This is a genomic window from Shewanella gelidimarina (assembly GCF_023283945.1).
In the GTDB taxonomy this organism is placed as follows: domain Bacteria; phylum Pseudomonadota; class Gammaproteobacteria; order Enterobacterales; family Shewanellaceae; genus Shewanella; species Shewanella gelidimarina.
The window spans coordinates 96,468-119,478 of record NZ_JAKIKW010000018.1 but is presented as its reverse complement, the minus strand read 5'-3'; the positions used below and the strand labels follow the sequence as shown (position 1 = coordinate 119,478).

Here is a 23,011-nt window from a genome sequence, read left to right as displayed (position 1 = left end):
ATTCGGGGGTAAAATTACGTTTTATACGTTTAGTCATACGATCACCTAAATAATAACGAGGCCATAATATCAACCTCTAACTAGATGGCCAAATTAACTATGCCACTTCAGGTTGACTTAACATGGCCCCTAGTACTCGATTCACTTATTTGCAGTATGTTATGTGGCAATCAACATCAAACAGGTGATACCTCAATGGATAGTGCATCAATAATGGTTTGGAGTGTTTTGTTTGGCAGTATTGGCATGGGCTATTTTATGTATGGCCGCAGGCAAAAAGCGATAGTGCCATTATGTATAGGTTTATCGCTTTTTGTATTCCCGTACTTTATGTCTAGTGTGACGATGTTGCTTATTGTCGGGGTGATTTTAGTGGCAATTCCGTATTTTATTAGAATATAAACTTTTAGCTAAGGTACATAACTAATCCGAATAGGCTGTCTACAGTCGTAGACTAAGTTGGACTTAGGCTACTTATTTCAATGTACTTCGAAAACTTAAAATAGGGAGTTGGTGTTCTTCGTTAGTGAGGAAGTACTTACTCGCAGCGAGCCTCTGTAGATGTGCTTACCGCAGGTCATTGGAACTACTCTGGTGTGAGGCTAGCTCACTATGCCCCAAAGTTGGTTAGTAGGTCGTTAGTCTAGATAAGCAGCTATCAAGCTTCGATTGACTAAGGTCGGGAGCTTCCAGCTCACACATGGCCAAAAGGGGATCAACAGCAATCCTCTCTTGGATCACCCGTGCCGCCCCGACGAAGTTGTCTTCCTCGTACTTATTCGAAATAACCTAACGCTTCCGATGGAACATCTGATGTATATGGATTTACGAATGCCGTGATGGCATGGCCAATGACGTTCCCTACATCATATAGACATTTCCCATATCCATATGGGTCAGATGCCAAGGAACGGCCTGTCCCGCGAAAGCTATGCCCTCATCTGATAAACAGGATGCCTGAATGTCTTGAAGTGCATGGATGCACGGGAAAGACCGTGTGGGCATTATGGACTTTGGTTTATAAGGAGTCTTCAACGTACTTCGGCAACTCCGATGGGGAAGTCGTATTTTCTGTGAATTTGTTTGTGTGTTTATTTTCTGAGTTCTTATTTCTAACGAAAGAGCCAAATGTTTGCTCTTTATAACCCATATATGCGGCTGAGGCCTTCGATGGCATGGCCAATTCTGTTCCCTACAGAATTTGGCATTTCCTCCGTCCATGGAGGTCAGATGCCATCGTTGAGCTTACATGGACCCTTTCTTTTATAAAGAGTTGCAGCGAGTCTCAGTTGCGTCTGCCCATGCGCCGACCGCAGGTCATTGGAACCACTTTGTTTGAAGCTAAGTCACTTTTGCCCCTTTACGATATAGCGGTTTCATTTATCGGTGCAGTAGTCATTTATCTTTTCCCAACTGACGAAGCTTTCCTTAGCTACAAACCCTGATGCAAGCATGTGCCACAGTAGAAACTGTCATGATAATGCAGTAGCTGAATGCTTTTTTCATGTTAAAGAAAGTTAGAGTGAAGCGGAAAAGCGATAAAAGCAGGGACGAGTCACACTCCGAGATATTAGCGACTGCCAACCCCCTATAACAATCGTTAATCCATTGAATTCAGCCTATTATTTTTATACTAATTAGGTAAATTAATTTACAATAGTGATGTTTAAACAACAACATTAATGATGGCTATAATGACAAATGATAAACCGTGGTTAAAACAATATCCAGAGGATGTGCCCACAACAATAGATTCAAGTATGTATAACAATATCAATGATTTGTTTAAAGAGTCTTTTAGTGCACATGCTAAAAAATCAGCCTATATTAATATGGGACATAGCTTATCCTATCAAGATCTTGAAAGTAAAAGTAACGCTTTTGCTGCTTATCTACAATCTGAACTAAAAATGAAAAAAGGCGAACGAATCGCCTTGATGATGCCTAATTTATTGCAATATCCCATCACTATTTTAGGTGCATTAAAAGCAGGACTCATTATTGTAAATGTTAATCCACTTTATACCCCTCGAGAGTTAAAACATCAATTACGAGACTCAGGGTCCAGTGCTATTGTTGCTGTCACAAATTTTGGTAATAACCTGCAGCAAATACTGCATGAGACTAACATTAAGCATGTTATTTTAACCAAAATCGGCGATGAGTTAGCTATTCATAAGCGTACATTGGTTAACTTCCTTATCAAACATGTCAAAAAAATAGTGCCTAAATATCATATTCCCGACGCTATTTCATTGCGTAGAGCGTTAACCGAAGGCAAAAAACTTCCCTTTATTGATCCCCAAATAAAAGTAGATGATTTAGCATACCTCCAATATACAGGTGGAACGACGGGTCCTGCGAAAGGGGCAATGCTTACTCATAGTAATATTATTTCTAACGTTCTACAGGTTCATGCTCATTTTAGCCCAAGAACCTTATATGATAAGGAATATGCAGTAACGCCACTTCCGCTTTATCATATTTTTGCCAACTCAGTGAGCATGATGTTTATGCTCTTTCTCGGTGCAACTAATTTACTCATTACCAACCCAAGAGATATAGATGGTTTCGTAGCAGATTTAAGTAAATATCCATTCACAATGGTTTTTGGATTAAATACACTTTTTAATGGTCTAAACAATCATGCGGGTTTTCAAAAATTAGATTTTAGTCATGCTCGTTTTACTATTGCAGGTGGAATGCCGACGCAGAAACATATTGCTGACCGTTGGCAAGATCTCACTGGTATGCCCGTCATAGAGGGTTATGGCTTAACTGAATGTTCCCCTGTAGTCGCGGCAGGTACTCATCAACAACAATCATTTATTTCTTCAATTGGTGTCCCGTTACCCAGCACTGAACTCCGTATCGTTAATGATGATAATGAACCTTTAGGTCCGAACCAAATTGGTGAAATTCAAATTAGAGGGCCCCAAGTGATGAAAGGCTATTGGCAACAAGAAGCCGAAACCAAGACTGTAATGCATGCAGGAGGTTGGTTAAGCTCTGGTGATATAGGAAGAATGGATGACGATGGGATTTTTTATATTGAAGACCGTAAAAAAGATATGATTCTAGTGTCGGGATTTAATGTTTTTCCAACTGAAATTGAAGAAGTTGCAACACTTCACCCTCACATCATCGAAGCTGCGGCCATTGGCATTCCTGATGACGCCACAGGAGAAAAAGTTAAATTATTTATTGTACGCAAAGGTAATGTGACCGTTGATGAAATAAAAAAACATTGTAGAAAATATCTTACCGGTTATAAAAACCCAAGGATAATCGAATTTAGAGATGAATTGCCAAAATCAAATGTTGGCAAGATCTTACGTCGAGAATTGCGAGATTCTTAGGAGCGATTGCTGACGTCCTAAGGATAACCAGTAGTAAATAGTGCCACTCATCGTTAATGGCATATTCTCCAAAGTTGGTTAATCATTCTTCAGGTTTATCAAGCTACGCTTGACCAAGATCGTGGCGCCTCGGCGAAATTGTCTGAAAGCGAAAATTTCCAGCGGGGAAATGGTGTTATTTGTTGCCTAAGAAGTTGGGGGGGGGGGGGGGAGATTTCTGTTTTGAGCTGGAGCGTTGTGCTTTTCTAACCCAGTGTAGATGGGGCTGCGGCCTTTGATAGCATGGCCAATTCTGTTGCCTACAGAATTTGGCATTTTCTCCCTCCTTGGAGGTCAGGTGCCATCGTTGAGCTTACATGGACGTACTTGCGGCAACCTTTCCTCAAATTTAGTATTAACCGCTTCGCAATACTTTTTCTCACCAACTGAAAGGCAAAATACTCTGTTCAGCGATAACTTTTAAGTTAGCCATTACTTGTGTTTTTACACTGTATTATTAGAAGTTCTACGAATGTCCTTAAAATCATGCCTAATCAGTTCTTGGTTTACTATTGAGTCAAAATATAAAAGAGAGTGAATTCAAGAGGCTAAATAGTGTGCTTGCTCGGTTTGCAGGAGATACGAGGCAAGTTAGCTCGCCATTCTGGTTTTGCCAGCGGCTGTTTTGAGCATGTGAGTTAAAAACGTCCACAAAATAATTACATATTGATATACGCGCTGACTGGTCTAACGTGATAAGCGCAAGGCGTGTATACAAATGCAAGCCAAATTTCATCCCAGAGTAAGTCCGCCTTAGTATATGAATTCGGCTGTTAAGAAAAAGGATATTTATTCTACCTATACTCACTGGTTTAATGCCCACGCTTGATAGCGTTGATGAAGCTTAGGGGCTAGATCATAGATGCTTGTGAATACATCAAGCTAGGACACGAAATGCAATCGGTTACTTATTCTCATGATGGGTTGACTAAAACGACACTCTGATTCACCATCATAAGGATAATGACGCCCTGCGCGCCCAGAGGCTTAGGATAGCCCATTATTACAACTTCAGAAAAATCTGTTCCATTATAAGGAAAATAACGTGCAGACTATCAATGATTACCGCAGCAACTTTAACGTGTTGGCGTTAATATTTTCTCTCATCTTCGTGACAGCTTGTAATAGCAACGATGATACGGAAATACAATCAGATTTTTTACTCGAAAAGGACTTTGCGAATAATAGTCGCTTACGTGCCAACCCTGAACAGGGTGTCGTTGCTGTATTTCTTGAGCCATCCTCGGCAACTGTAGAGGATGACTCCAACGGCGAATCAGGTACTGACCTCATACCTTACCAATATTCGCGTACCCTCAATCATACATTTTGCTATGAAGATGGTAACAGCAATTCAAATCACTCTATGGCGCTTAACAATAGTAGTGGCGAAGAAGTGCTTAGCATTACAGCCAATGATGAGTGCGTATCGGCAATAATACCAGCTGGGGAATATCAGCTGGTACTGACCCACGGTGAGCATGTTGATAGCACAGATCTAACCTTCTTAATGACAAAGCTTGATAGTGGTTCGCTGTCTGAAATAAATAGCACTAACTATTCCACTTTTTCCAGGCTACTGAGAAACATCGGCAATGTCCTGATAAGCTCTGCTCATGCTGATACTACAGATGATAATGTGAGTACGCTTATTTCCACTAACGCCTGCAAGAATTGCGATTTGTCAGGCGCAGACTTGGATAATGCAACACTCACATTTGCTGATCTTTCCGGCGCAGATTTAAGTGATGCCATATTAACCAATGTGGACCTTTTCGAATCAACGCTCACCGGAACCAACTTTAGTGGCGCCGATATGAGCAAGGGTGACTTTCGTGGTTCGGAAATGACTTATGCTGATCTCAGTGACACCAATCTAAGTGGTGCTTATTTTTCCAGCGCGCAATTATCCCCAGCGGACCTTGATAATGCGACTGTCACGGATACAGATTTTGATAACGCTAACCTTGTTGGTGCGACTTGGACCGACGGAGGTATTTGCGATATCACCTCTGTTGGCTTTTGTAATTCAACAGGGGGTGGCGAGTCAGATCCGTGCGATTCTGTTAAGCAGGATGTTACAGATGATGGCAACACCGTTTATAAATGTTTACTGCCAGCCGTTGATAAGGAAGTTTGTACCATCGAGTATGGTGGTGTTGATGGTGGCACGCCAATAACGAGCTGCGAAGCAATTGACACTTCAGAGCTGGTCACGTCTGTCAATCTTGTTGATATCTTTAGCCAGGTTAGCTCATCCTTTGATACCACTCTGGACAACGACACTCCCATGGCCATTTTAGCCTGGGGGGGAGAAGGTGGCATAGGTTCTAGTGGTGGGCTCTGGACCTCTGGTGGCGATGGAGGTGAGGCTGGGTTTGCATCGACAGTCACGACTCTATCTTATTTCCTAGACAGTTATGGGCAAACTTCATTCAATTTCTTCATCGGTGAAAATGGCACTCTAAGTAATATCTATGGTGACGGAGGCTCCTCTACACTGGTTATTATTGCAGAAAGTAGCCCCGCTTCACTTGAAGACGATGTCATACTTATTGCTGGCGGTGGTGGTGGCGGCGACTCATCTGGATGGATTAACGATGGCACCGATGGCGCTGATGGTGGCGTTGCCGCCTCATCGATCATAGGTCAGGGAACGATTGGTGTAGGACAAGGCTTTGACAGTGGAGCCGATGGTGGCAGCACGGATGAATGGGGGGATGGAGGAAGTGGCGCCGATGGCGGCAAAGACGGCATTGGTGGTCAAGGCGGGCAAGGTTTTTTAGGCGCTAATAGTGAATGGGTTAATGGCGATCCTGAGGTCGATTCAGACGGCCGGGGCGGCAATGCAGATGATAGCTTTAGCGGTGCTGGCGGTGGCGGTGGTGGTGGTGGCTATGGTGGAGGTGGTGCAGGTGATGATGCACCTGGAGCAGGGGGCGGAAGCTGGTCCATCATCCCTGCTACCACCTGTAATAGTGCTCCCACTAAAGAGACTGCACCTTCAACTCCTGGAGCATCAGGTGATGACTTTGGAAGTAAAAATGGAGCTGTTGAAGTTTGGATATTTCCAAAGGGCTGTTAATCACAGATAAAACAAGCTGAGAACGGGGTGTTTTTGCTGTTCTCAGCCAGCTAGCTTTACGTGTTAGCTCAGCTGTTTTAATAAGTGCCTGTATCTGTTTATTATTCATCTTCTTCTGCTACTAAATGGTGACTATCTGTAGCAAACAATGATGGACAACCACAAAAATCCTACAACAGTAGATTTTATAAGGGATTTATAAACAGCTTCAAACTAAGAAAAACACTACTCTTTCAGAGTGGGTTAAACCAGTTAAAAATTGGCTTGGTTAAATGTATAGCTAACAAGAATTTAAAGCGGGACTACTAACAGTTTGCTCGGTTTCGCTTCGCTGCACATTTTAGCAAACAATTATCAGCCCCCTAAATGGGTGTTATCGCATATCCGATTGCCATACTTTCCCTAATACCAAAAGTGAGTTTACTGAGGTATGTCCTAAAACAAGTGATTAACAGCAACATTCGAATCTAATCGTCAAACATGCGGATGTAAACACGGCCGTGACCTTCTGAGACAAGGCTACGTTAATTTGCCGTGTCACAGAGGTGTTGGCATCGTTCAATAATCGAATTAAGTCACAGTCTTATTAGACTCATGGATAAGGTATTTGAAACTGGTTATCCAACTACCTTGTTATCCCACTATCTTGAAAAGCACTACCCTAAACTTGAAAAATACCGACTGAATTAACCGTTGCTGTAAGCCTTGGTGACCTCTTGTGCAATGATAGCGATGCCATCGCGCATCTTGGCTTCATCCTGCACATAGTTCATTCGCAAACACTGATGGGCGTGATCCCAGTCTTCTTTCTGTCCGAAGAAAAAGTACTCTCCGGGTACAATCAATACCCCGCGAGCCTTTAATCGGTCATAGAGTTCCATGGTGGTGATCGGTAACTCGTCGAACCAAAGCCAAAGGAACATTGCGCCCTCAGGTTTATGGATTTTAAATCTGCTATCAGTGATCGATTGTTGCAATAGCGAGACGGCAAATTCTGATTTTTGTTGGTAGAAAGGCTTAATCACCGTTTCACTTAAGCTCAATAGATCACCCGACTCAATCATGTGCTTGGCGATGGCGGGCCCAAATCCTCCAGGGGCAAGGCTGATGATGCCGTTCAGGTTCGTTAACGCCTGAGTGATCTCTTCACTCGCGATAACGATGCCACAACGTACGCCGGGTAATCCCAGCTTAGACAGACTCATACAGAGTATGGTGTTGCTGTTCCAAAATGGGGTCACCTCTTCGAAGATGATATTTGGAAACGGGGTGCCATACGCGTTATCGATGATAAGGGGAATGCCCTTTTCGCGCGCTAAGATGTCTAACTTGGATATTTCATTATCAGTCAGTACATTACCGGTGGGATTGGTGGGACGAGAAACACATATGGCGGCCACAGAACTGTCGACTTCTAACTGCTCAAAATCCACATGGTACTTAAACATGCGATTACCTAGCATCTCGATTTCGGGTCGATAAGAGACAAATATATCGTCATCAAGCCCTGCATCACTGTAACCGATATATTCAGGGGCCAATGGCAACAGAATTTTCTTATGGCTGCCATCAACTTGCTTGCCTGCAAGCAGGTTAAACAGGTAGAAGAAGGCACTCTGGCTACCATTGGTCAGGCTGATATTTTTTTCGCTGATCTCCCAGCCGTAAGTGTCTCGTAACAAGTTAGCCAAGGCTTTTAAAAATGTGTCTTTACCTTGCGGCCCATCATAGTTACCTAATGCCGCGACCAGTTCGCCATTTGCTAGCATCTCGCTTGCTGCTTGGTGAAAGTAATCCTGCATAGCCGGAATAGTCGCAGGGTTGCCACCCCCCAACATAATGGCGCCGGGTGTGCGAAGCCCTTCATTGAGATCATTCATCAATTGATTAATGCCGGAGTTACGATTAAATTTTTCACCAAACTTTGAATACTGCATGACACCTACACTTGGGAATACCAAAATAGCTAAGGGTGCCTGTAGTAACAATATTCAGCGACAAACGCACTGATTATTTAATTTTTTAGTGACTAATTTGGAACACATCATGTTTTGTTAGATAAATCGTAATTTTTTTGTTCAGTTACGCTGCGTTCGAGTTCGGTCAAAGTGAACCATGTACCCTAAGGCTGATGGCTATTTTATGGATATGAGGACGGTTTAGCTAGCATATGGCCTTAATTAATCCCTTACATTTTTCGTTAAAGTCACCGCTAGTTATACTCATTTAGAGTGTTATTGTTTACACGGAAGATGTGTTTTATTAAGTGACAATATTAAGCAAAGGTATCATTAGTTTTTGAAATTTTGCCTGCAAAATATATAAACCTCGATAGTATAAATATCCGCAGGTTTATCATTCAAGGAGTGAGTATGAAAGTAAAAGGATCTTTGATCGGTTTTCTGGTTGCACCTATGATTTTTTGTAGCAATGTGCATGGTCAGCAACTTGTTGCGGATAGTGGCTTTGCTGCGCAATCGCTTAGAAATTGTAATACTGATTTACGTCATCTTAATCAGGTGATTGGTTGGCAAGTCAAGTGGCCTAGGCAGTGGCAAAGCACAGTCGTCGCGGGACCTGAAGCCGCAAAAGAGGCCATTATTAGTTGGTCCCAAGTCCCCGCAGCAATAACATTAGCGATAGAAACGCTGAGATTAGGTATAGGCTCTAAAGAAACCGCTCCGCATGCGGTAGTTGTTCGAGTGCAACAACAAGTTCACGATCTGTTGTCTGACCTCACTATGAAAAATTCTAAGTACACGTTCGAATCCTCCACAGATAATAATGCGGCCCAGTGGAACACTTTGATCAGCCATAATATCGTACCTTCAGTGTCGGATTTTAATCAATTTCTTAAAAAAGAATATCTTCCAGCAACAAGCAATGATCCGAGTCTATCCAAATTCAACGGTGAGACTGACTGTTTTTTGTCAGCGGTGTCATGGTGGACGACTTTGAATCTTTCCCAAAAAGATATCGAAGATGTTGGTCAACGGTTACTCCATGAATCTCGCCAGCAACTGCTTGCAACAGGTCAAAAGGGCGATACGATAAAGAGCATGCTTAAAGGTCTGCGTACATCCACTGAAGATAACAACACTAGCGCCAATGAATTAGTCTCTATTTCTGAGATGGCTTTAACGCGGGCACAAAGTAGAACCCAATTGTCATTTTCAAAGAAAATAACGCAGAAATTTATTGTGAGTGAAATGCCCAAGTACCTGCAAGATTCTGCACCTGCAGGTTATTACGCTAAAGCTCAGGAAAACTCACCAGCCAAATACATCATTAATACATCACGGCCAAATGAACGACGTCTTATGGCGGAGGTGATCGCTTTTCATGAAGGCATCCCTGGGCATCATCTATGGGTGACATATCCTCGAAAGGCTCCATCGAAGGGATATAATGCCGGTATTCTTGAAGGGTGGGCACTCTATGGGGAGTATTTAGCGGATGAAATGAACCTTTACTCCTCAACGTATGATCGTCAAGGCATGATTGCTAAGCACCTTTGGGCTGCGAGTCGTCTTATTGTTGAACCTGGACTGCAATTGCGTGGCTGGTCGCGTACGGATGCAATAAATTTCATGATGGACAATACGGTTATGTCACGTCAGGAGATTGAAATCGAAGTTGACCGTTATATTGCGATGCCGGGTCAATCTCTGAGCTATATGTTGGGGGCGGATATGATTCTATCTGAACGAAAGCGAGCTCGAGAGCTTTTAGGCAATGATTTTAATATTGCTGCATTTCATGATGTGATCTTGGAAGCCGGAGTTCGCCCACTGTCCGAAGTTCGTGACGATATACGATTATGGATTCAATTGGTTAAGTGATGCTTTTAATCGGTAGAGTCTGATGACTAAAGGTTGTACTCGGGAGCAGAGTCGGCCATTGGTCTCACAATAACGATTAGGCTCATGGGTCAGGCACCATCACATCGGACAACTTTGTATTATAACGAAAATAGACGGATTGATGTTTCGTAGGTCAGGCGTGCGTGTTAGCAGTGCATATATACATATAAAGCTACTGCAACTAAATAGAGCGTTGTTAGTCTGTAAATAACTCATCATGCAAGGGCATGTATTTAATTTGTACCTAGTTTCCGCACGAGTCACCCAATGTTGCTATTAAGGGGCGGGGGATAGAGAATATTTTCCAACAACTTCTGTTTTTTTTACTACTCTTATCTAGCATCGAAGATCCATGAGGGACTTGGAACACGATAGTTACGCAATATCAATGTTCTTTCGTTGCACAAAACTAACTTTTAATTTCAAGGAGCGAATGTTATGGGTTATTCCATCTTTCCGGCAATCGGAGTAGCAAGGCTAGGTAACAGTGAAGAAGAATTCTATCTTGCCCCCGACAAAATTGGTGGCTTACCTTTTGAATGTGATGAATACGGCAATAAAATAGGTCCAGTAAAAACATTCAAGGATGATGCCGGCCAAGTTAAGCGCCAAGGGCAGTTATTTCAAATTTTCGATGAGCAAGGAGATGAACTAACCATTAATTCTACTAACGTTGAATCACTTGAATGGACGGTTCACCTCGCGAATAAAAAAGCCGCTTGGTATGAGTTTAACGAGTTGCAAGGCAACTTACTTTACGAAGACAATAGTTACGAAGTTCGTGATACACCTTGGAGAAATAAAAAGGTGACCGGTGACAATAGGCAGAGTCTCATTGTCGACCCCGGACCACGCACACTAATTGTTGATGAAAGTGGCAGCCATAAAAGAACCATCGCATTTACTGAGGAAACAGTACCTGAAAATTATCCAGCACAATTCCCTGAAAAGCCAAAAACTGGCCAAACTTTCTACGGAACGTTAGTTGAAACACTTGGCGATCTTGTTACCGATGACAAAGGGCGATTGATTGTTATTGGTGCTTTTGGTCATGCTGGAGGTTCAGAAGAGTTAACGAGTTATGGCGGAGCCGATACTTGGCATGATGATATTTCTGATGGCCCAGTTTATTGTACGGTCAAACTAAAAGACCAAGCAGAACCTATTATCTTGACCGCTTGGGTTATCGTTGGTTCTCCTGATTTTGCACCTGAAATTGTAAATATTTCAAATCTCAGCGATACAATGCTCGATGTGGCAGTACGAGAACTGAATCTGCAGCCTGAGCTTTATGCAAATGGCGAGTTTCAAATATCATATCAAGTCAATTATTATCGAGACATCCAGCCTATTATTGAGCGTATTCGTGGTTATCAATGGGTATCAAATGTCCAATCTATGTCGGCATTCTTCTCTAATATTTTTGACTTTAAAGATAACTCTGTAGCAAATAAAAATAATCGCATGGCGTATTTCAATTACTTCCGACAGCCAGCAACTCCAGGTGCTTCTCCCTCTGAGCAAACGAACCAGATTCTATTTAGTGAAGGCAATGAAGGCTCTTTTCCGACAATGCCACTAAATTCAGGTAGTAACTCTGTAAGCAATGCAGAAAATAATATAATAGATAAGTTCTTAACACTTAGCGAAACACAGTATTTCTTTTTAAAACAATGGGCTGAAGGTAACTTTGCGGTTGATGATTGTCCCAACTTCCCTGGTATAAACCCGAAGGATCAGGCTGCGGTGGGCAACTGTGTTGGTTTGCCAATGTGCCCCGGCATTGAAGTTACGTGGAGTTTGCAAAATAAAGCCGTTTACGAGAAACCTTACGTGATAAAAGATTACAAAGGTATTAAAGGATACGATACGACAGGCTTGTCGCCTTCACGTGATGAATGTGCAGCTGCCGATGGTTGTGAACCCGGCGATTTAACTAAGCGTATGGCGTGTCCGTGGCAGGCCGATTTCTTTAACTGTACGATTCAATATGTGAATTTCACGGACCCTGACGTAAATAAACTGGATGGTACGCCTTTACCACCAACATACTATAACTACTGGTGGCCACCACAAAGTCCATGGGATGTTCTTAGTGGAGAAGTCACTGCAGAAGGACAAGCGGCAAGCCATTTACCCGCTGGACAGCAAATGAACTATGCTCGTGGTATTAATAGTTTCGGACAAATGGTAGAACACTGGTCTGCACTTGCTTTTATTCGTAACGTTAATTCACAAACAACGCAATTTCCTTACTTTGTAGAGACAGAGCGGAACAACGACCTGTTCGAATTCGAGGAAGTACCTATCAGCACTATTTCTCATAACGAACAGGATGAAGAAACAACTATTCCTGTTTTCTACATCAAGCAAGACTTACAAAAGATGGCGTCTACATCACGTGGAAATAAGCTGTTAAAGGCATTAGAGAAAAGAGCATTCAAGTCTATTCCAAAACCAGATGGCGGAATGCCATTACCCAGAAGCGGTACCCGACAAAGACGCTAATGCTGTTAATGAGAAGCACCAATAGGTGTTTCTCATTTCTAACTATGCTTATATCAATCGAAAGAGAATCATCATGACTCAACAGATTAATCATTCATATGACGTTCTGATCATTGGTGCTGGACCCGCGGGAACCAGTGCAGCGCTAACCTTACTAAATCATAGTGATTTACGTGTCGCAATCATCGAACAATCAGATTTACAAAAACTGCGTGTTGGTGAAAGCGTATCTTCGACTTTATTTCCTCTACTTGACTATTTACAAGTCCCTAAAGATTGTTTCAATGCAGATTGCTTTACTGAAACCCAAAGTACCATCGCATTTTGGGGGAGTGACACCGCAACACAACGGCATGCTATCTTTGCTGCAGATATGAGCACCTATCAAGTAGACCGTGAACAATTCGATTTAACGCTAATCGACGCAGTGGCAGGGCGTGGAGGTATCATATATCCGCGTTCGAAATTACAGTATATGACATTCTCAGAAGAAGCTGGGTGGCAAGTGACCGTTCAACATAAAGAACATGGAAAAATCACTCTTAATACAGGTTTTATCATCGATGCATCAGGTCGAAACTCTACCGTAATCAATAAAGTGGGAAGCCAGCGTAAGTCACTCGATAAGCTCACGGGCGTTGGTGCGTTCGTGCGTTGCAAGGGCGATACTCGTTTGCCCAGAGAGCAAGTGATAGAAAGCACAAAGCATGGCTGGTGGTACATTGCGGCATTGCCTGGTCAACATGCCGTGGTGACGTTTTTTTCGGATTCAGATCTGCTATCATCATTGCGTATGAACCGCCCTGAACAGTGGTTATCAGCTTTGCAAGAAACTAACCATGCCAAGCATTTTTTGCGCAACGAACTCCCTGCCAATATTGAACTTTGGGTACGTAAAGCCAACAGTACTCAAACGCAATTTGACCATATTAAACATTTTGTTTCTGTCGGTGATGCAGCATGTTCTTTTGATCCAATATCATCTATGGGTCTTGGTTTTGCGATGACCTCATCTGCACAAGCTGCGGTTTTAGTGAGCCAAAGTTTCAAAGAAAAAGATGAAAGGATTTCAAAGCTGCTCCAACAGTATCAAAAAGATATTTATAACAACTTTGAAGATTATCTTTCACTAAGGAATATGTTTTACGCAAAAGAGAAACGTTGGGCGGGTTCACCGTTTTGGCAACGCAGATTGAGTGCATAGCAATCGGAAGTACAGTCTAGCTTCTTCAACAATGTCCATCATCATAATGGGGGAATGAATCCATCGCCCATAATTAGTGAGTTGCGTTTTAAGCCTTGACTGAATTTATGAAGTATTCATTTTGTCTGTTGTCAACAGACAAGAGCTTTCTTATGCAGCTAATGACTCGCTATATTTTAGCTGACGCTAAGCATCAGCTATATTCGGATCGATGCTTTCATCCATTTTTATTTTATTTGGCTTTATAAATTCAACATTTACGATTAACCCAGGCTTATTATCCAGTAATTCTATTTTTCCGTTATGGAGTTGAATAATCGCTTTTACCAAGGTTAAGCCTAATCCAAAGCCAGCAACCTGACGGCTCTTTTCAATTCGATATAGGCGTTGAAAAACTTTCTCTTTTTCGAGATCACAAATTCCTGGACCATTATCGCTAACCGTAAAACCTCGGGGGGTTAACTGAACGTTGATTTGTGCATTATTTCCTGCGTACTTACTGGCGTTTTCTAGCAGATTATATATGGCTCGGAACAACAGCGTTGCATCACCTTGAATAGAGAATTGCTCAGCGCCGCCTATAGTGACAATTTGTTGTTTCTCTTCTGCAAGCGGCTCAATTAAATCCACTGCATCGACAATGACTTGTTGTAAATTAATGGCTTTAAAGTGTTGGCTGTTGCTCTCTTTCTGTTGCTGAAGCCTTGTTAACTCAAGCATGGCACTAAAGGTGAACAATATTTCGTCGAGCTTATCCAGCATCGATTGTAGCTGTTCACTGGGGTGATTTAGTTGCTGTTTACTTAACATTTCCGATTCAATTTGCTGCCTTAAGTGACTCAGTGGCGTGCGTAAATCATGAGCTATAGCATCGGTAATTCCGGAAATCGTTTCAAAGGAGTGCTGCAATTGATTGAGCATGGTATTGATATGCAATGCCATATGATCATATTCATCATTTTGTTCAGATACTGCGACTCGAGCGCTCAATTGGCCTGATTCAACTCGTAAGGCGACTTGGTTAAAGTTGTTAATGCGCTTTAATACCCGCATTGAGAAAACCAACCCCGTTATTACGCCAAGTAATACGGCCAGTAATAATGCAATTGCTGACGCACTAATAAACTGTCCTTTGAGTTCATACAAAGATTCATCGTCGACAGCAATAATTAGCGTTCCAGAGGCCAAAGGCTGAGAGCAACCAGAGACGAGTCTGATTTCATCAAATTGGTCTAACCAAATCGGAAAACGCGATAAGGTTGGGCATTGCGATAACGCTGTCGGGGGGGCGCTAAGCCTACCAAAATTTTTTTGCTCTATTTGATAACTTAGAATGTATTGACGTGAACTTTGAGCTTGCAGTTCAAATTGTTCAATAAACTGCTCATGACTTAATTGCTCAGCAAGTGATGTTTGCTGAGCAATAATATTAGCCATTTGTAATTGTTGCTGACGGTTCATTTGACCAATACTCAATTGGTACAATACTACCAGTAGGATGGCTACCACCGATAATAACAAGCCAGTATACAAACGGGTTAAACGCCACACCGAGTGGGCTGTTTTAACGCTGTGCCACCATTCTGTAACCGACACCACGTACTGTTTCCAGTAAAGGGGTAAGACCATCAAATTCTACCTTTTTACGCAATCTTGCCATATGAACATCAATAACATTAGTTTGTGGATCAAATTGATAGTCCCAAACGGCTTCAAACAGTAATGAGCGAGATACCACTTGTCCGTTATGCTCCATCAAATAACGTAACAGCTTAAACTCTTTTGGCTGCAGGGAGATTTCAGTTGAGCCTCGGAACACCTTATGAGAAAGCAGATCCATTTTTAGATCGGCAACGTGTAAAACGGTGGTTAGCTTTTCGTTGTGAGTCCCTTTGCGCTGAATGAGTATCTCTATACGCACGAGTAGTTCAGAAAGCGCAAAAGGTTTGATGAGGTAATCATCACCGCCTTCACGCAGCCCTTTTACACGTTCAGAAACGCTATCTAAGGCACTTAAAATCAGAACTGGTGTTTGCTTGCCAGCATTTCTTAATGTGGTTAATACCGTTAAGCCATCTAACTTCGGCAGCATCCGGTCAAGTAAAATTAATTGGTAGTCGCCTTCAAGGGCTAAGAATAAACCATCTTGGCCATTATCCGCTAGATCAATTTCATAGCCCTGTTCTTGAAGGGCTTTTTGTAAATATTGACGAGTCGTCTGGTTATCTTCAATAACAAGAATTCGCAAAAAAGTTTCCCTAGGGGAGTGCTACTCCCCTATAAATATTGACTGAGTTAGTGCTTCATTACCGGAATAACTTTGCCCGTTGTTACATCTACAATGACACGAGTAAGGCCTTGCTCACCCATCAGCTTAAACTTGTAGAAAGTAATGCCTTTTTTATTCTTTAATTCAAATTCAAAAACATCAGCAGAATATTTTAGCTGTAATTGGGCAATAGTCGCGCCTAAGTTAAATTTTGATGCTTGTAACTCTTGTAACGCTAACAGGTCATCATCATCTAAGCGGCTTAAGCTATTTTTGGTCTTATGTTTTAACACCGCGCCATCTGCAAGGCTTAATTCAATGTCATGCTTTTCTTTTGTTTCCAGATTGATAGCTTCAATATCATAGGTTGCTTGATTATCATGATCATCAATTTCAAATTCGACAATGTGCTTAGCATAATCTGTACTTACCTTTTCAATAGCCTGCTCTAATGTGTAATTAGCGCGTTGCAATGCTAGTGCTGCCAGTGCGTCGTCTTCTTGGCCTGCAAATGCTGAGAGTGATGTGAAGGCCAGTGCAGCACAGATTAATTTAGTACATTTCATTTTATTATCCTAGTGGGTTGTTTATTGAGAACTGAATTGTACGTGTTGTCCCTTTCATCAACGTGGATGAATCATTACAAAAAGTTAATCCTCGAACGACGTATTAACTGCGTATCACTGGGGTCAACTAAATGAGCTCAACTCAAAAATACTAACATATCTTTAGCTGCAGAAGTGTTTGCTACAACGGTTATCACGCTTGTGAAACGTCGATAGTTTTCTTACTATAGAACTCTCTCTCATCTCCTTCATTTTTAAACGAGAATGCATGAAATTTATCCACACCTCTGACTGGCATATCGGCAGGCAGCTTCATAATCAGAGCCTGCTCGATGATCAGCGCTTCGTGTTAAACCAGATTGTTGAACTGGCGATTGAGCATAATGTCGATGCGGTGATTGTTGCTGGCGATATTTATGATCGTTCCATTCCGCCAGCTAACGCGATAGCGCTGTTAAATGAAGTGGTTAATCGTCTGGTGAATGAACTAAAAATCGCGGTAATTATGATTGCAGGCAACCATGATGGCCATGAACGTTTAGGCTTTGCCTCAAAGCAGATGAGTGACAGTGGGCTGCATATCGTTGGGCCGTTGACGAACAAAGTGAGTAGAATCGAGCTTAAAGGCAAGCAGGGCAGTGCGGTGTTTTATGGTCTGCCCTATGCCGATCCTGCCACCGTACGACATGTGTTTGATTGCGAAGTGAGCACTCATGAGCAGGCGATGGATAAATTGCTTGAACAAGTGCATGAACATGACAGCCAAGGTTTACCCAAAGTAGTGATCAGTCACTGTTTCCTTGATGGGGGCAGTGAATCTGAATCAGAGCGCCCTCTGAGTATTGGCGGCGCCGATAAAATTTCACCAAAATTGTTTATGCCCTTTAACTATACGGCGCTGGGTCATCTGCATGGGCCACAGTATAAAGGCGCTGAAAATGTCCGATATTCAGGCTCTATGCTGAAATATTCGTTCAGTGAGCAGCACCAGAATAAGTCAGTGACCTTGGTTGAGTTAGATGCTGAGGGTAAAGCTGATTTTGAGTTACTGCCATTATCTGCCATGAGAGATGTGCGGATTATTGAAGGCAACCTCGTTGAGTTGCTCGAGCAAGGTAAAACAGATGTTAACCGTGAAGACTACCTCATGGTGAGGTTGAGTGATAAAACCGCCATTTTAGATGCTATGGGTAAGCTCAGAAGCGTGTATCCCAATGTGCTGCATTTAGAGCGTACCGGCTTGATGCGCGATAACGGCAAGGTAGCGCTAAGCCGAGACCATATCAAGAAAGGCGAGATGGATATGTTTAGTGATTTCTTTGCGCAAGTGTCCGGTGAATCAATGACAGAGGCGCAGCAACACGCGATGACAACAGCCATCGATGAGCTACATAAAGTGGAGCGTACATCATGAGACCGCTTATTTTAGAGATGTCAGCATTTGGTCCATTTGCATCGGTTCAAACAACCGATTTTTCAGCGTTAGGCTCTAATCCACTGTTTTTGATCAATGGCCCCACTGGTGCGGGTAAAACCACCTTGCTCGATGCCATCTGTTTTGCACTCTATGGCAAGACCACTGGCGATGAGCGTGAGGGCAGCCAAATGCGCTGTGATTTAGCCGCTGATAGCTTGTTAACCGAAGTGACTTTCAGCTTTGCGCTTGGTGACAAGCAATATCGCATTCGCCGCGTCCCAGAGCAGCAGCGAGCGAAGAAAAGTGGCGATGGTTACACGGTGCAAAAGCCGGAAGCGCAGCTTTACCACATCGATACTGATGGCACCGAGCATTTGCTGGTGGCCAGCAAGGTATCTGAAGCGACCGCTGAGATTGAACAGCTCACCGGACTGGATGCGGATCAGTTTCGCCAAGTGATGGTATTGCCGCAGGGCAAGTTCCGTGAACTGCTGATGGCAGATTCTAAAGACAGAGAGAAAATTTTTAGCCAACTGTTTCAAACACAGATATACCGCCGCATTGAAGACAAATTAAAGTTTCAGGCCTCAGCCATTAAGGCCGAAGTCAGAGACCAGCGTAATAAGCGTGATGGCATTTTACATAACATCGTCCTTGATTCTGATGATGCATTAACGAGTGAACTTACAGAGCTGACACCAAAACTGACTCAAGCATCAGAGGCTAAAGACAAGGCCAAGCTAGCCCTAATCAATGCCAATAAACTGTTTGAATCGGCTAAGTTACTGGTTAAAGATTTCGATGCTCAAGATAAATTGCAACAGAGTGCAGTATTATTAGCTGAGCAAAAAGACAGTATGGCTCAGCGTCAATCTAAGCTCGATAATGGCCAAAAAGCACTGCAACTTAAGCCAGTGTTAGAGGGAGCATTAGCGCGTGAAGTCGAGCGGACTCAAGCGCAAGCTGCTGTTAGCCGAAGTCAATCTACTAAGCTGGCGAGTGAGCAGGCGCTCACTGTCAGTCAAAGCAAGTTTGATACTTTGACTGAGCAGGAGCTTAAATGCCAACAGGTTCAGAACGACGAGCAAAAACTGACACAGCTAGTACCACAGCTGCAGGGGCTAGAGAGCTTACAAAAAGCGCTGAGTCTTGCAACCAATGAACGTGATCAAGCTAAACATAGCGGGATTAAAGGTAAGGCTACATTGGATGCTTTGTTGGCAGACAAGCAAGCAGCTGAGCAACAGGTGCCTCAGTTAGAACACGTTGCGAGTCAGCAAGTAGATTCCCAGCAAGCGTTAACGGCGCAAAGCGAATTGATTGAGCGTTACCAGCAGTGGCAGGTGGCGACTGGCCATGCGGCAAACACCGATCAGGCGTTGCAACTGGCGGAAGACAAAGGCAAGCAGTGTCGTCTTGATGCCAAAGCTAAAGGGGAGGCTTATGATCAACTTCAGCTGATCTGGCACCGTGGCCAAGCAAGTCTATTGGCGCAAAAACTCAACCCTGGGCAACCCTGTCCAGTGTGTGGCAGTGCTGAGCATCCTAATCCTGCTCAAAGTGAGCAGCGATTACCGACAGAAGATGATTTAGAGTCAAGCAGACTGACGAGTGAAACCGCCAAAGATGCACTGAGCCAAGCTATCGCCGATTATAAAGGCCTAAAAGCTCAACTTCAGGAGCAAGTGAAGTTGAGGGATGAATATCAGCAAAAGCTGGGTGAGTGGGTTTCTCATTCACTTGAATCATTGCAAGCTCATCTTCAACAAGTAAAGCTGCAAGTTCATCAAGCTAATACTGCCGCTCAAGAGCTAATTAAGCTTCGGCAGAAAATACAAAGCGGGCAATCGAAGGAGAGAGAGCTTCAAACTCAACTCGATGCTGAACGAGAGCGTTTTCAAGCGTTGCAAACCCGCGTAGCGACTGTTCAAGGTCAGCAAGAGCAAGCGTTAGCAGCAATCCCTGAACAGTACCGTAGTTTGCAAGCGCTCACTGGCGCAATTAACCAAGTAAAGCAACAGTTAGCGACGCTACAACAAACGATAAACCACATCCGTCAGTCCCATACCCAAGCGCTGGAGCAAGATGCGGCTAAAGCGGCGGCATTAACCGCAGCTCAGTCAAGCTTACTTCAAGCACAAGAGCAAGCAGATAAGGCTCAAGCCGAGCTGGACTCACAATTATCAACATCAGGTTTCAGTGACAAGCAAGCGTTAAGCCATGCCTTGCTATCGAGTGATGAGCTGCAGACGTTAACCGATGAGATTGGCAAATATCAGCAGGACTGTATCGGTAATCAAGCCACGCTCACTCAAATAAACGATAAGTTAGCAGGGCAAGTCAAACCACAACTGGCAGAGAGCGAGCTGAGTTTAGCCAGCATTCAGAAAGAGCAACAACAAGCTGAGCAAAGCTGGCAGCAAGTACAGAGTCGAGTCACTCAACTGACTCAAACTCAGCAACAGCTGAAAGAGGCTGATGCTAACGCTAAGAAGCTCGAAGATGAGTATGCCATCATAGGGACATTGTCCGAAGTGGCTAATGGTCAAACGGGTAACAAGGTGAGCTTACAGCGCTTTGTGCTGAGTGTACTGCTCGATGATGTGTTGCTTGAGGCCAGTCATCGACTGCAATTGATGAGTAAAGGTCGATATCGCTTAATCCGCAAAGAGGAACGGGCTAAAGGCAATAAAGCCTCAGGGCTTGAGCTTGAAGTTGAAGATGCCTACACCTCAAAAGTACGTCCTGTGGCAACGCTCAGTGGTGGTGAGAGCTTTATGGCTGCACTCGCTATGGCATTAGGTTTATCCGATGTCGTGCAAGCGTATGCGGGCGGCATTAAGCTCGACACCCTATTTATCGACGAAGGCTTTGGCAGTTTAGATCAAGACTCGCTTGATTTAGCGATCCGTACCTTAATGGATCTTCAATCTGCTGGGCGCATGATAGGGGTTATCTCCCATGTGTCGGAAATGAAAGAGCAGATCGGTACTCGAATCGATATCAATAAAAGTGTACTCGGCAGCGAAATTTCCATCGTGCTACCGTAGAACATACCGTTACTTTTAATGTCCTGATATAAACGGCTTAGCGTGATTGTTTAAGCCGTTTTTGTTTTATGAAGCAAGGTACGCTGCTTTTTTAGCGTTACTGTCGGATATCTTGTGAGCTAATGGATCAGACCGACGCGCGCGTTTTCTAATCTCTCCATGTGACTCATTTTATCGGTTACCAATCTCATTCTGCGTTTTTTCATGCAATAAAATTGCAAATTTGTGCACTGAAAGAGTTCATATAAAGCCAATTATTTGGTATAAATTGACATCAGCCTTCAATAATAGGAGGCATTTGGTATGAATGAAAAAAATAATAATTCAAGGTTGGGATTAGGTTGCAGTCAGGTAAATTTTCTTTTTTAAAATTGTCGGTTATTCGTTTCGCAGCTTTGCCTTCTCTGCACCGAAAAATCTTAATTGGTTCCGTGTTGTTGTTTGGTGCATCTTTTTTGCTCCCCCAAAATCAACCGTTACTGTCGCAACGCATTGCAGTGAAATTGGATATCGAAGCGCTGTCTTCGCATTCATCTCCTTCACCAGTAGCAAGTGTTCTGCTCGACACTCCTAAGTTTGAAAAAGTGATTGTGAAAGGCGACACATTAAGTGGCTTATTTGAGCAAGGTAGTGTCGATCAGCAAACCATGTATCGCGTATTAGAAGCCGATTTAAATGTACTGGCACTCGATACTTTAATGCCAGGTAACCAGATCCAGTTTTGGCTCGATGACGCCGGCGAATTAGAAAAACTCTCGCTCTATTTTAGTGCGGCAAGGCAAGTGACCTATAGCCGTTTTGATGATGGCTCATTTAAAGTCGATGAGATTCACATCGAAGGCATATGGCGTAATCGCAGTGTTGTGGGTGAGATTAATGGCTCATTTTACCTTTCAGCTAAGAAAATGGGCCTAAATGCGGCCGAGATCCAACGCGTTGAATCGCTATTAAAAGAAAAGCTCAATTTTGCTCGTGACCTTCGCGCCGGAGACAAGTTCTCGGTACTGATGAACGATCAATTTATTGATGGCGTTGCGACCGGTAGCAGTAACATTTTAGGCGTCACAATTGACCGTGGACGCAGTAGCATTAATGCCTATCAGTTTAGTGATGGTAATTTCTATGATGAACAGGGTAGAAGCTTAGCAAGAGCCTTTCAACGTATTCCTCTTCAGCGAAATTACCGTATTAGCTCAAGCTTTAACCCTAACCGTCATCACCCTGTTACTGGCCGTAACTCTCCCCATAACGGCACTGATTTTGCCACCCCTATCGGCACTAAGGTTATTGCACCTGGAGACGGTATTGTTTCTTTGGTCACTGATCATCGTTATGCAGGTAAATATGTAGTGATTGATCACGGCAATAAATACCGTACGCGCTATTTGCACTTATCAAAAGCGCTAGTCCACAAAGGTCAGCGAGTCTCTCGTGGGCAGGTGATTGCGCTATCGGGTAATACTGGGCGGATCACTGGGCCACATTTGCACTATGAATTTCATATCAATGGCCGACCAGTGAACCCAATGAAAGCTAAGATCCGGATGGCAAATCAGCTATCCAAAAAACAGATGGGTACTTTTGAGCAATTAGTTAAAGTGCGAAAAATAATGATGGGCCAAGTCTAACCGGGCTATCGGCTTAGCTTTTG

The 23,011-nt window shown here is 43.2% G+C and carries 13 protein-coding genes; 9 read left to right on the top strand and 4 right to left on the bottom strand.

Annotated features, from left to right (window positions below):
• Positions 1–195 precede the first annotated feature (195 nt).
• The 3 genes from L2729_RS15370 (at position 196) to L2729_RS15360 (ending at position 6,483) form a co-directional block, all read left to right on the top strand.
• On the top strand, positions 196–402 hold the full coding sequence (locus L2729_RS15370) for a hypothetical protein (protein WP_101093623.1): 207 nt from the start codon (positions 196–198) through the stop codon (positions 400–402).
• A 1,280-nt stretch (positions 403–1,682) separates the two neighbouring features.
• A complete protein-coding gene (locus tag L2729_RS15365; RefSeq protein ID WP_248989061.1) occupies positions 1,683–3,359 on the top strand; it encodes an AMP-binding protein in 1,677 nt (558 codons plus the stop codon).
• Positions 3,360–4,443: 1,084 nt separating this feature from the next.
• Complete coding sequence (locus tag L2729_RS15360; protein WP_248989060.1) at positions 4,444–6,483, top strand: pentapeptide repeat-containing protein; 2,040 nt, start codon at positions 4,444–4,446, stop codon at positions 6,481–6,483.
• A 686-nt stretch (positions 6,484–7,169) separates the two neighbouring features.
• On the opposite strand, the gene L2729_RS15355 is transcribed toward L2729_RS15360, so the two are convergent.
• On the bottom strand, positions 7,170–8,420 hold the full coding sequence (locus L2729_RS15355; protein WP_248989059.1) for a valine--pyruvate transaminase: 1,251 nt from the start codon (positions 8,418–8,420) through the stop codon (positions 7,170–7,172).
• 435 nt (positions 8,421–8,855) lie between these two features.
• On the opposite strand from L2729_RS15355, the gene L2729_RS15350 reads away from it, so the two are divergent.
• The 3 genes from L2729_RS15350 to lodB all read left to right on the top strand — a co-directional run bounded on the left by L2729_RS15350 (position 8,856) and on the right by lodB (position 14,058).
• Positions 8,856–10,325, top strand: a complete 1,470-nt coding sequence (locus L2729_RS15350; protein WP_248989058.1) for a DUF885 domain-containing protein — start codon at positions 8,856–8,858, stop codon at positions 10,323–10,325.
• Between the two features lie 459 nt (positions 10,326–10,784).
• Entirely contained in the window at positions 10,785–12,854 is a 2,070-nt protein-coding gene (lodA, locus tag L2729_RS15345) for a CTQ-dependent lysine 6-oxidase LodA (RefSeq protein ID WP_248989057.1), read from the top strand.
• Positions 12,855–12,927: 73 nt separating this feature from the next.
• On the top strand, positions 12,928–14,058 hold the full coding sequence (gene lodB / locus L2729_RS15340) for a lysine-epsilon-oxidase maturase LodB (RefSeq protein WP_248989056.1): 1,131 nt from the start codon (positions 12,928–12,930) through the stop codon (positions 14,056–14,058).
• A gap of 186 nt (positions 14,059–14,244) precedes the next feature.
• Here lodB and L2729_RS15335 read toward each other — a convergent pair whose 3' ends face one another.
• The 3 genes from L2729_RS15335 to L2729_RS15325 are packed head-to-tail and all read right to left on the bottom strand — an operon-like array spanning position 14,245 to position 16,893.
• Positions 14,245–15,687 (bottom strand): sensor histidine kinase, encoded by a 1,443-nt coding sequence (locus L2729_RS15335; RefSeq protein WP_248989055.1) that lies wholly within the window; start codon positions 15,685–15,687, stop codon positions 14,245–14,247.
• Complete coding sequence (locus tag L2729_RS15330; protein WP_248989054.1) at positions 15,623–16,306, bottom strand: winged helix-turn-helix domain-containing protein; 684 nt, start codon at positions 16,304–16,306, stop codon at positions 15,623–15,625. The genes L2729_RS15335 and L2729_RS15330 overlap by 65 nt, the downstream gene beginning before the upstream one ends.
• 47 nt (positions 16,307–16,353) lie before the next feature.
• Positions 16,354–16,893, bottom strand: a complete 540-nt coding sequence (locus tag L2729_RS15325; RefSeq protein WP_248989053.1) for a PepSY domain-containing protein — start codon at positions 16,891–16,893, stop codon at positions 16,354–16,356.
• A 268-nt stretch (positions 16,894–17,161) separates the two neighbouring features.
• Here L2729_RS15325 and L2729_RS15320 point away from each other — a divergent pair, with 268 nt between their 5' ends.
• The 3 genes from L2729_RS15320 to L2729_RS15310 all read left to right on the top strand — a co-directional run bounded on the left by L2729_RS15320 (position 17,162) and on the right by L2729_RS15310 (position 22,988).
• Positions 17,162–18,307 (top strand): exonuclease SbcCD subunit D, encoded by a 1,146-nt coding sequence (locus L2729_RS15320; protein ID WP_248989052.1) that lies wholly within the window; start codon positions 17,162–17,164, stop codon positions 18,305–18,307.
• A complete protein-coding gene (locus L2729_RS15315) occupies positions 18,304–21,360 on the top strand; it encodes an AAA family ATPase (RefSeq protein WP_248989051.1) in 3,057 nt (1,018 codons plus the stop codon). The genes L2729_RS15320 and L2729_RS15315 overlap by 4 nt, the downstream gene beginning before the upstream one ends.
• Positions 21,361–21,701: 341 nt before the next feature.
• Positions 21,702–22,988, top strand: coding sequence for a peptidoglycan DD-metalloendopeptidase family protein (locus tag L2729_RS15310; RefSeq protein ID WP_248989050.1), 1,287 nt, complete (start codon positions 21,702–21,704; stop codon positions 22,986–22,988).
• The last annotated feature ends 23 nt before the right edge of the window (positions 22,989–23,011 follow it).